Annotated in this window: 10 protein-coding genes; 3 read left to right on the forward strand and 7 right to left on the reverse strand. The window is 48.5% G+C overall.

The window, feature by feature from the left end; translation table 11 throughout:
• Positions 1-48 precede the first annotated feature (48 nt).
• On the forward strand, positions 49-843 hold the full coding sequence (locus DESDE_RS07720) for a class B sortase (protein ID WP_014793478.1): 795 nt from the start codon (positions 49-51) through the stop codon (positions 841-843).
• Positions 844-1071: 228 nt separating this feature from the next.
• Complete coding sequence (locus DESDE_RS07725) at positions 1072-1275, forward strand: hypothetical protein (protein ID WP_014793479.1); 204 nt, start codon at positions 1072-1074, stop codon at positions 1273-1275.
• Positions 1276-1403: 128 nt separating this feature from the next.
• Here DESDE_RS07725 and DESDE_RS07730 read toward each other — a convergent pair whose 3' ends face one another.
• The 7 genes from DESDE_RS07730 to DESDE_RS07760 all read right to left on the reverse strand — a co-directional run bounded on the left by DESDE_RS07730 (position 1404) and on the right by DESDE_RS07760 (position 10422).
• Complete coding sequence (locus DESDE_RS07730; RefSeq protein ID WP_014793480.1) at positions 1404-2114, reverse strand: DUF421 domain-containing protein; 711 nt, start codon at positions 2112-2114, stop codon at positions 1404-1406.
• Positions 2115-2358: 244 nt separating this feature from the next.
• Complete coding sequence (locus DESDE_RS07735) at positions 2359-3192, reverse strand: dimethyl sulfoxide reductase anchor subunit family protein (protein ID WP_014793481.1); 834 nt, start codon at positions 3190-3192, stop codon at positions 2359-2361.
• 2 nt (positions 3193-3194) lie between these two features.
• Complete coding sequence (locus DESDE_RS07740; RefSeq protein WP_041917367.1) at positions 3195-3770, reverse strand: 4Fe-4S dicluster domain-containing protein; 576 nt, start codon at positions 3768-3770, stop codon at positions 3195-3197.
• A 19-nt stretch (positions 3771-3789) separates the two neighbouring features.
• The gene (locus DESDE_RS07745) at positions 3790-6366 is read right to left on the reverse strand and encodes a molybdopterin-dependent oxidoreductase (protein WP_014793483.1); all 2577 of its coding nucleotides are present in this window, start codon (positions 6364-6366) and stop codon (positions 3790-3792) included.
• Positions 6367-6417: 51 nt separating this feature from the next.
• Positions 6418-7251, reverse strand: coding sequence for a dimethyl sulfoxide reductase anchor subunit family protein (locus tag DESDE_RS07750; RefSeq protein ID WP_014793484.1), 834 nt, complete (start codon positions 7249-7251; stop codon positions 6418-6420).
• A gap of 2 nt (positions 7252-7253) precedes the next feature.
• A complete protein-coding gene (locus DESDE_RS07755; RefSeq protein ID WP_028305500.1) occupies positions 7254-7829 on the reverse strand; it encodes a DMSO/selenate family reductase complex B subunit in 576 nt (191 codons plus the stop codon).
• A gap of 19 nt (positions 7830-7848) precedes the next feature.
• The gene (locus tag DESDE_RS07760; protein ID WP_014793486.1) at positions 7849-10422 is read right to left on the reverse strand and encodes a molybdopterin-dependent oxidoreductase; all 2574 of its coding nucleotides are present in this window, start codon (positions 10420-10422) and stop codon (positions 7849-7851) included.
• A gap of 299 nt (positions 10423-10721) precedes the next feature.
• Here DESDE_RS07760 and DESDE_RS07765 point away from each other — a divergent pair, with 299 nt between their 5' ends.
• Entirely contained in the window at positions 10722-11393 is a 672-nt protein-coding gene (locus DESDE_RS07765; protein WP_014793487.1) for a DNA alkylation repair protein, read from the forward strand.
• Positions 11394-11402: the final 9 nt, after the last annotated feature.

Consider the following 11402-nt stretch of genomic DNA (forward strand, 5'->3'; position numbering starts at 1 on the left):
ATTGGATCGATTTAATCTATTAAAGACGAGGAAAGGTGATAAGAAAAAATGAACAAAGCAAAAAAGATTCTTATCGCCTTTTCTCTTGTTCTGTTGGTCTTTTCTCTGGCCGCTACCGCCGGCCATCTCCTGGAGGATTATCAGGCACGGAAACACATGGGAGAGTTGGCAAGGCAGCCGGAAGATTCACCAATAGGATCAGGCACAGGTGGGGGTGCGACGGCACCCCCGCTTTCTGACGAGAAGGTGAAGGAGGATGAGCCTGTCATGCTTTCGAAGTTGCAGGAGCTTTACAGGCGGAACCCGGATATCGTCGGCTGGCTGAAAATTGAGGATACGGTCATTGATTATCCGGTCATGCAGAACCCCCAGGATGGGGAGTACTATCTTAGCCATGATTTTGATAAGAAGGAAAGCAAGCATGGACTGCCTTTTTTGGACGTTCATTGTCAGATAGATGATGGGGACATTTTACTGATTCACGGCCATTATATAAAAAACGGCATGATGTTCGCAGATTTGATGAAGTACAAGGAGGAGCGCTTTTATCAGGAGCATCCCACCTTCCAATTCAGCACCCTCTATGAAACGGCAGACTATGAGATTGTGGCTGTGATTCTCTCCAAGGTTTACCGCAAAGCGGAAAAAATCTTTAAATATTATCAGGTTGAGAAGGTGGGAACACCTGCTGAATTTGATTCGTATATTCAAAATGTTAAACAACTCGCTCTTTATGACACGGGTGTGACGGCTCAATATGGCGACAAGCTCGTGGTACTGTCCACATGCGAATACTCCACCGAAAACGGCCGGTTGGCGGTGATCGCCCGCAAACGTCAATGAGGATGTTAAAATACAGATCGGCAAATAGACGATAACCTAAGAGAAAATAAAACGCTGCTCACTAGGATGGGCAGCATTTTTACGTTCTTCCTGTCCGCTTGCGCAGGAAATACCTCCACCAGCATTATAGGAACGACTGCAGAGTATGCCGATATCCGCAGCATCAAAATAGCTTAGGGAAGATTCATAACCGAAGAGGATATCTCTAATTCGGGTGGCAGTTGTCAGGTGCTGGCTTATTTAATCGTCGACGCAGGGGATGCGCAAACGGTTATCGATTCTTCGGATGCGATCCATTTCAGGCTCTATGATTTGAACGGTGATCCTTATAGCGGTTCTGTATCCGGCTATATAACCGATCCTAATGATGAGGTTACCTGTGTGTCCATAAGCGGGGAACAGGGGAATTATTCCATCACCAATTTTACATAGAAAAGGCGGATGGCAGGAAAACTGCTTCCGCATAGCCGCTTTGACCGCAAGGAGCGGAGAATCACTTGACAGGTGGTTTTTGTAGTGCAGGGTGAAGCAGGATGCATCTCCACGCGGTTTACGCGATACTACAAAGTGAAGTTATCATTGAAGTCTTTTGCCTGCAATATTTTTGATACGAAGAATCGGCCTTCCATAGTGCAATCCGCGTAAAACACCTCACTGAAATCATGGATACCGGCCTGATCCAATTGTGAAGCGAGCCAGGATCGGTCACGCTTAAGTTGTTGAAGATTGCTATCCTGGACCTGTCCATCAATAATCAGAGGAAGAGATAGGCCTTTGGTATTAGGCTTAAGCTTCATGTCTGAAGGAGTCAAGGGCAGAAACTGAGGCTTTTTAAGAACACTGATACTGCCGCTGCCCTCTACAATAGCGTATTCAACCTCATTTAAGTCGAATATATCCTTTTCCCTCAATGCCATCAGTACATTTTCTATGGGGTATTTCAGCCTTTTCATGTTGGACTTGACAAACTGGCCGTTCTGGATAATGACAGTGGGACCGAACGTGATTTTACGCGCAATTTTTTTATTGTTGATCAAGAGAGAGCTTACCAGATATTGCAGGGCCACGATGAGTACCACCGCAAACAATACGGGGAGATGAGGAATATTGGGCTCCGCAATGTCAGCGCCGATAACGCTGGCAATCACGATGACCGATATAAAGTCATAGATAGGAAGCTCGGCGATCTTGCGTCTACCGGTTTTCAAAATCAAAAACAGGAACAATGCCATAACGGATATAATTCGGAGCGTGATGATTAAGTAAAGCAAACTTATTCACTCCTTCGTTTTTATACTCGTTATAGTATTATGAACCCAAAGGCCGGTAGATCATGCAGACCGCAGGAATCTTGAGAAGGAGAATAGACTTCCTATTAATTTTGAACAGGTGGATTTCCAATTAACATCCAACAGGAAAGTTTGGGCTGGTCGGTGAGGTGAGAATAATAGGTGCCTGGAGGCTCTAAGGGGGAAGGGGCAACCACCCCATCCCCCTTAGATTTTGACCTAATGATCAGGTTATGCCGATAGTCGTTGTCACAATCGCTGCGTAAAAGACATACCGCCCGATCAGTTCGCCAAAAACCAGGCAGGCACAGGCCAGATAAACATTTCCGGCTTTAAAGCTGCTGCCGGACTCTTGCTTGGCCGGCCAAAAGAGGAGCACCGCTCCACCCAGGATAAGCAGCCATTTGAGGGCGATGACCATAGTCATGCCGCTTAAGATGGCTGCGCTGGCTTGGGCGGCCATGCCCGCCATGCCTAAATTTAAAGCGTGAGGAATGGCAAAAGCTGCTTGGAAGATCACAGCGGCTAAGACAATGGCCCCGTAGATTTTTTTATCCACATTGTGCAATTCCTTTAGACTGGTGGCGATAAAGAGGAGAGCACCGATGGCAAGGGTCGTGGTATAGAAATCAATAAAGGTATTGGCTCCTTGCCAAATGGGAACCGTGGTGGAGGAATAGAGTTTACCCATGGAAAATACTGCGACCAGACCGACAAGACTGCCCGCCCAGCGCAGGAGCAGATCCAGGCTGGCATTGCCAGGCTTAAAGTGCTGCACCAGGGCATAGAGGACGGCGATGCCTGCGAAGAAGCCGCATAAAAGGGCTTCATTGCTTAACCAGGAGGTGCCAAGATGAGAGAGGGAATTCAAGAAAGCCATGGGTCTGCCCAGGTGCAGCAGGGAGGCAAGAATGCCGACGATGCTCAACCCGGCGGCAGCATAGGAAGCCGTTTTGAACGTCTTTTCTTTGTAAAGCTGCTTGCTGATCGTGATAAAGAACATGATCCCAATTGCGGCTTGCATGCAAAAGGAAAAGATCAATAAACTGGTTTCTCCCATAGTTAAATCTCCTTTTCTCTGAAATCGTTTTGCTTGGCGATGGTTTTGGCTTGAATCAGAAGAGCTGGCTTGGTGACCGCAGAAGCAGGCAGGAAGGGTAATTCCTTGACGCTATCCCCATGTTTGGCTCTGAGATCCTCTAATTCTCCCCATTCTAAGGCGCGCATGGGGCAGGCATCCACGCAGACAGGGTTTTCACCTGTTTCGATGAGATCCTTGCACATGTTGCATTTGCTGATTTGTCCCAGTTCGGGGATGAATTGGGGGACCCCGTAAGGACAGTTCCAGGTACAGTAGCGGCAGCCAATGCACTTGGCTTTATCGTGATCCACAATGCCGTTTTCCAGCTTGTGCAGGGCTTGGGTGGGACAGCCCTCGACACATTTGGGGCTTTCGCAATGATTGCAGGTACTGGAATAGTGAAAAATCCCTGGCTGCGGATAGGAACCTGTTTCAAACGCTTTGACCTGACGGAAGATCGTTCCCACTTTCAGATCGTTTTTATCTTTGCAGGAAACCTGGCAGGTGCGGCAGCCGATGCAAGAGGTCATATCAAAATAAAATCCGTATTGACTCATCATCCTTCACGCTCCTTTCTCAAAAAATAATCCGTTGAGGCTTTTCCACATCGGGGATCAGGGAGGCGCCGGTGTACTTCTCCATGTTGCAGATACAGCTGTTCCAGCCGGAGACCCCTTGACCGGTGGAGACAGGGCCGCAGAGAATATTGTCCGCTCCTCCGGTATCGATACCGGTTTTTTCATCCATATCGACCCAGGAACCATGGGGCAGACCAATGACTCCAGGCATAAAGCGATCGGTAATGCAGGCGGTGCGCAGGGTTTTGCCGTGTTGACTGGTCAATAAGACCGTATCTCCATCGGCGAGTCCTTTTTCTTTGGCATCCTGGGTACTGATGTAGACTGGATTGGGCCAGGTTTCTCTGAGCCACTGCACATTATCGAAGACGGTGTGAGAACGGCGGAGGTAGTGGGGATTAATCACCTGGTAAGGATAGTCGCCTTTGGCTTTAGTTTGCCAATCTTTAAAGGTTGCTTCATACCCTTCCACAGGGGGAATGTGGGTGGGGATGGGCTTGATTTTACTATAACCCAGGTTATTGATGGTATCTCCCAGCACTTGAGAGTAGATTTCCATCTTGCCGCTGGCCGAGTTGGGACGGGGTTTGCCTACCGGGTCATCTCTGAATTCTTTAAAGGCAATAAAGCCATAGTTATCTCCCGGTTTTCTTTCAATTTGGAAAATACCCTTTTCTTGGAACTCTTTTAAACCAATCCGCCCTTCTTGAGGCTTACCTTGAACACCCCATTCGGCAATGTCGGCCTCCGTGAGGGTGACCATGGGGATTTTGCTTTTCCCGTCTTCATGGGTGGTGGTTGCACCGGCAATTTGATTGAAAAACTGTTGTTTGGCATCAATGGGAAAAGCCTGGGCCGGATCGATCCCTAAGCGTTTGGCCAGTTCTCTGGCAATCCATTCGTCACTTTGGCATTCATACATGGGTTCAGTGATTTGGGAATACATGATCACCATTTCACGATTACCGGTCAAAAAGCCGCCGATTTTTTCCCATTCCGTGGTGACGGGGAGGACAAAATCGGAATACTTGGCATTGGTGGTCAGAAATTGACCATGGCTGACGACAAAATCCACTTTGCGGTGAGCTTCAATCCCTTTGGTCATGCCGTCTCTGGATTGCAAGGCCGCACCGCTGTCGTGATAAATCAGGCGGATATCGATATCTCGTGTTTCCCCTTTATAATACTTCTGATCACCTGTCCAGTTATATTTGCCGTCAACAATCGCCCGCCACATTTCCGTATCATTAAAGCTGTCGTCAACTGGATTTTTAATGGAAGGCAATTTGTTGGAGCCGGGTTTTACCAGCATATCACCCCCGTTACTGGAGCGGCTGTGACAGCTGATTCCGCACATATGGCCGGATTTCCCCATATGTCCGGTCATGGCTCCGATCGTCATAAAGAGCTGGGGCAGATTATCCGTATTTTGGGTTCTGGCAGAGGCCCAGCCGGTTAAAATGGCCACCTTTTTATTCTTGTTCATGGCCCGGGCCAGATAGCGGATTCTGTCCGGGGCGACGCCGCTGATTTCGGCAGCCCATTCCGCATTTTTGGGGACACCGTCATAGGTGCCGAGAACATAATCTTTAAAGTTGTCCTGGGGATTGGTGCCTTCCGGCATACTCTCAGCATCAAAACCGAGGGTATTCTTTTTCAGGAATTCCCAGTCAATTAAAGGATTGTGGATCGGATCGTCTTCTTCCAGTAAAGTATAGGCAACTCCCAGGAGCAGTGCTGTATCCGTAACGGGCCGGCAGGGAATCCAATCCGCCTCCAGTAAGCCATAGGTATCGTTATAATAAGGATCAACCGCAATAAACTCGGCCCCGGCCTTTTTCACCTGAAGGAAATTATAGGCGGGATTGCCGGCTGAACTCCAGGCCGGATTGAGGCCAAACATGATCACTGTTTCACAGTTGCGCATATCCAACCTGTCATTGATCCCTGAATTGGACTCCGGGCTGTAGCCGATAACATCGGGAGTATAAGTCCAGTTACCCCGGGATGTGGTTCCCCAATGGGACACATAGCCTCCGTATAAGGCCAAAACCTTGGAGACGGGGCCGCCATCAGCAAAAAGTGATCGGTTATCTTTTTCCGTTTTGATTCTTTTTATTTCTCCGGCAATGGCATCCAGGGCTTCATCCCAGGATACCCGCACCCATTCGTCCTGGCCCCGGAGCTCTTTCTTGCCCCCGCCCGGTTCCCAGTTCTTCCTCTTCATCGGATACTTCAGACGGTCAGCGCCAAAAACCTGCTGTCGTTGAGCCCGTCCCCGCACACAGGCCCGTTGTTGAGGATAGTCCGGGCTGTCCGGGTGGGTGTCGTCGGTTTTTTGCCGGATAACCACACCATCCACAACATAGGCCTTGTTAAGACATCGCCCGCCGCAGTTATGCCAGCAGGCGGCGGTGATCCATTGTCCTTCTTTGCCGGCGGCTTGATCGGCTGTGGCCTGGGTTAAGCTGCTTCCGCAGCCGGTAAGAGATAAGCCGGCTGTGGCGGCGGCACTCGCTAAGATGAAGGAGCGCCGACTTAATTTAGCTCCGGTGATTCTGTCAATGAAATCCATACTGTTAAGCCTCCCTTAAATCTACAAAATAGTGAAAGATTATCATAACAATCAGGTTATGCCGATAGTCGTTGTCACAATCGCTGCGTAAAAGACATACCGTCCGATCAGTTCGCCAAAAACCAAGAGCGCACAGGCCAGATAAGCATTGCCGGATTTGAAGCTGCTGACGGTTTCTTGTTTGGCAGGCCAGAGGAGAAGTGCGGTTCCACCCAGGATAAGCAGCCATTTGAGGGCGATGACCATAGTCATGCCGCTTAAGATCGCTGCACTGGCTTGGGCGGCCATGCCCGTCTTGCCTAAGCTTAAAGCGTGAGGAATGGCAGAGACAGCTTGAAAGATCACAGCGGCTAAGACAATGGCTCCGTAGATTTTCTTATCCACATTGTGCAATTCCTTGAGACTGGTGGCGATAAAGAGGAGGGCACCTATGGCTAGGGTAGTGGTATAGAAATCAATGAAGGTATTGGCCCCTTGCCAGACCGGAACCGTAGTGGAGGAATAGAGTTTACCCATGGAAAAGACGGCAATCAGACCGACAAGACTGCCCGCCCAGCGCATGAGCAGATCCAGGCTGGCGTTACCAGGCTTAAAGTGCTGCACCAGGGCATAGAGGACGGCAATGCCGGCGAAGAAACCGCATAAAAGGGCTTCATTACTTAACCAGGAAGTGCCAAGATGAGAGAGTGAGTTTAAGAAAGCCATGGGCCTGCCCAGGTGCAGCAAGGAGGCAAGAATGCCGATAACGCTTAACCCTGCGGCAGCATAGGAAGCTGTTTTGAACGTCTTTTCTTTGTAAAGCTGCTTACTGATCGTGATAAAGAATACTATCCCAATCGCAGCTTGCATGCAAAAGGAAAAGATCAATAAACTGATTTCTCCCATAGTTAAATCTCCTTTTCTCTGAAACCTTTTTGCTTAGCGATGTTTTTCGCTTTAATCAGGAGAGCAGGCTTGGTAACCGAAGAAACAGGCAAGAGAGGTAATTCGCTGACGCTATCCCCATGTTTTGCTTTAAGGTCCTCTAATTCTCCCCATTCTAAGGCACGCATGGGGCAGGCATCCACACAGACGGGGTTTTCTCCCTTTTCGATTAAATCCTTGCACATATTGCATTTGCTGATTTGCCCCAGCTCTTCAATGAATTGGGGGACCCCGTAAGGGCAGCTCCAGGTACAGTAGCGACAGCCAATGCACTTGGTTTTATCGTGATCCACAATGCCATTTTCTAACTTATGTAAGGCTTGGGTGGGACAGCCCTCGACACATTTGGGGCTTTCGCAATGATTGCAGGTACTGGAATAGTGGAAAATCCCTGGCTGCGGATAGGAACCTGTTTCGAAAGCTTTTACCCGGCGGAAGATCGTTCCCACTTTCAAATCATTTTTATCTTTGCAGGAAACCTGGCAGGTGCGGCATCCTATACAAGAGGTCATATCAAAATAAAATCCATATTGACTCATCATCCTTCACGCTCCTTTCTCAAAAAATAATCCGTTGAGGCTTTTCCACATCGGGGATCAGGGAGGCGCCGGTGTACTTCTCCATGTTGCAGATACAGCTGTTCCAGCCGGAGACCCCTTGACCGGTGGAGACAGGGCCGCAGAGAATATTGTCCGCTCCTCCGGTATCGATACCGGTTTTTTCATCCATATCGACCCAGGAACCATGGGGCAGACCAATGACTCCAGGCATAAAGCGATCGGTAATGCAGGCGGTACGCAGGGTTTTGCCGTGTTGACTGGTCAATAAGACCGTATCTCCATCGGCGAGTCCTTTTTCTTTGGCATCCTGGGTACTGATGTAGACCGGATTGGGCCAGGTTTCTCTGAGCCACTGCACATTATCGAAGACCGTGTGAGAACGGCGGAGGTAGTGGGGATTGATCACCTGGTAAGGATAGTCCCCCTTGATTTTACTTTTCCAATCTTTAAAGGTTGCTTCATAGCCTTCCACAGGGGGAATGTGGGTGGGGATGGGCTTGATTTGACTATAACCCATATCATTGATGGTATCGGCTAAAACTTGAGAGTAGATCTCGAATTTACCGCTGGCGGAAGGACGGGGATTAGCCGCGGGGGCCTCGCAGAAATCCTTAAAGGCGATGTAGCTGTAGTTGTCGCCCGGTTTTCTCTCGATCTGGTAGAGTCCTCTTTCCTGGAATTCTTTGAGAGGGATCTGGCCTTGCTGTGGTTTGCCTTGGACACCCCACTGGGCAATATCCCCTTCCGTAATGGTGACAAGAGGGGCTGCTGTTTTACCGTCGGGCAGGATAACGGTACTGCCAGCGATTTGATTGAAGAACTGCTGCTTGGCATCGATGGGAAAGGCTTTGGAGACATCTACATCCAGGCGTTTGCCCAGCTCTCTGGCAATCCATTCATCACTTTGACATTCGTACAGCGATTCGGTGATTTGGGAATACATGATCAATATTTCACGATTACCGGTCAAGAAACCGCCGATTTTTTCCCATTCAGTGGTTACAGGGAGAACAAAATCGGAATACTTGGCGTTTGTGGTTAGAAATTGACCGTGACTTACGACCAAATCCACCTTGCGATGGGCTTCGATGCCCTTGGTCATGCCATCCGCAGATTGGAGCCGGGCATTATTATCATGATAGATGAGGCGGATGTCGATATCTCTCATTTCACCCTTCAGGAACTTTTTATTGCCTGTGAAATTGTATTTGCCATCCACGATGGCCCGCCACATTTCGGTATGGTTGATACTGTCTTTGACGGGATTGTTTACAGTAGGTAAACCATTTTTACCAGCAGATACTAAGGCATCACCACCATTAGCAGCACCGCTGTGGCAGCTCACCCCACACATATGTCCTGATTTTCCCATATGACCTGTCATTGCCCCGAGAATCATAGCCATTTGCGGTAAGTTATCGGCATTTTGCGTTCTTCCGGCGGACCAGGCATAGAGGAGGGCTACTTTTTTATTTTTATTCATGGCCCGGGCCAGATAACGGATTCTGTCCGGGGCTACTCCACTGATCTCGGAAGCCCACTCAGCATTTTTGGGAACACCGTCATAGGTTCCAAGAACATAGTCTTTGAAGTTGTCTTTAGGATCGGTGCCTTCGGGCATGGTGTCGGCCTCAAAGCCTATGGTATATTTTTTGAGGAAATCCCAGTCAATTAAGGGGTTTTTGATGGGGTCATCTTCGACGATTAAAGTATGGGCCACCCCAAGCATTAGAGCTGTATCCGTAGCCGGCCTGGTGGGAATCCAATCGGCTTCCAGCAGAGCGTAGGAATCATTATAAAAGGGATCAATGGCTATAAAATCAGCTCCGGCTTTTTTAACTTGAAGGAAATGATACACTGGATTTCCGGCGGAGCTCCAGGCGGGATTCATGTTGAACATAATCACAGTGTCGCAATTGCGCATATCCAGTCTGTCATTGATGCTATCATTGCTGGAGCCGCTAAAACCGACGGGTTCCGGGGTATAAGTCCATGAACCCAGTGATGTTGTCCCCCAATTGGCTACATAGCCGCCATAGAGGGCCAAAACTTTGGCAGCAGGGCCGCCATCGGCGAAGAAAGCACGATTGCCTTGTTCGGTTTTGATGCGTTTAATTTCACCGGCGATGGAGTCCAAGGCTTCTTCCCAAGTGATTCTGACCCATTCATCCCGGCCGCGGAGCTCTTTCTTGCCGCCGCCCGGTTCCCAATTTTTTCTTCGCATCGGATACTTTAAGCGATCGGCACCAAAGACTTGCTGACGTTGGGAGCGCCCCCGCACACAAGCCCGTTGTTGGGGGTAGTCCGGACTGTCCGGGTGGGTATCGTCGGTTTTTTGCCGGATGACCACACCGTCTACCACATAGGCTTTGTTAAGACATCGGCCACCGCAATTATGCCAGCAGGCTGCTGTGATCCATTTTCCTTCCGGGCTTGCAGCTTGATCGGCTGTGGCCTGGGTTAGGCTGCTTCCACAGCCAGTAAGGGATAAGCCTGCTGTGGCTGCTGCGCTGGCTAAAATGAAGGAGCGTCGACTTACCTTGGCATTCGTAATTTGGTCAATGAAATCCATACTCTTGAGCCTCCTTAAACTATAAAATAGTGAAATGAAGTGCAAGCCGAACTATAGATGACCTCCTTTCTCTTATGCAGTGTTCTAGATGTGGTATTGTGAAAAGTTTGACTAGTTAAATTATAGCAGTAAAATATTAATAGTTTATTATTAATCATTAACATAGTATTAAATCCGTAATTTAAGACAGGTGAAATAAAAGGACAAGGAGTATGCATTAGATTACCAGTCCTAGGTTAACATTCTATGGAATAGTTTAAGCTCACGCAGTAGAAGGTAAATTCAGGAGCGTGATAAAAATGATCAAAAATGAGATACTGGCAATGCTTCGTGATTTAGGTAATGAAAAACGAAAACAGATGGTTATTAAGAACGGTGCCGGTGAAAATACTTACGGCGTTTTACTGGGAGAACTGCGGAAACTGGCCAACCAATTAGGGACAAACCATGAGTTGGCATTGGAACTTTGGCAGAGTGGAAACACGGATGCACAATGGCTTGCCTGTATGCTGTTTGACGCAAAGAAACTGACGTCGGATGAAATACAGAGCATGGTTTCTCAATTAACTTATGCTGATATGATCGATAAATTTATCGGCGCAGTGGTCCGCAATCACAAGGATGCAGATAGTCTTGCGGAAGAATGGTCAGCTTCGGGTAAGGATAATTTAGGACGGGCAGGCTGGGACCTGATTGTTTATAAAGTATCCAGTGGTAAATTAACGAATGATGCACTGGAAGAGCTTCTTACAAGGATTGAAGCCCAATTGCAAACGGCGACCCCAGGAAAACAATGGGCGATGAACCATGCTCTGTGTGAAATAGGGATAGGCTATCCTCAGTTTACGGAGCGGTGTATTGCTCTTGGTGAAACCTTGGGCGTATACCGGGATTTGAAAGTGGCGAAAGGCTGTACCTCTGCTTACGCTCCGAACTGGATTGCGGCGGGTGTAAAGAAAAGAAAAAAATGATATGAGTAT

The organism is Desulfitobacterium dehalogenans ATCC 51507 (assembly GCF_000243155.2).
Taxonomy (GTDB): Bacteria; Bacillota; Desulfitobacteriia; order Desulfitobacteriales; family Desulfitobacteriaceae; genus Desulfitobacterium; species Desulfitobacterium dehalogenans.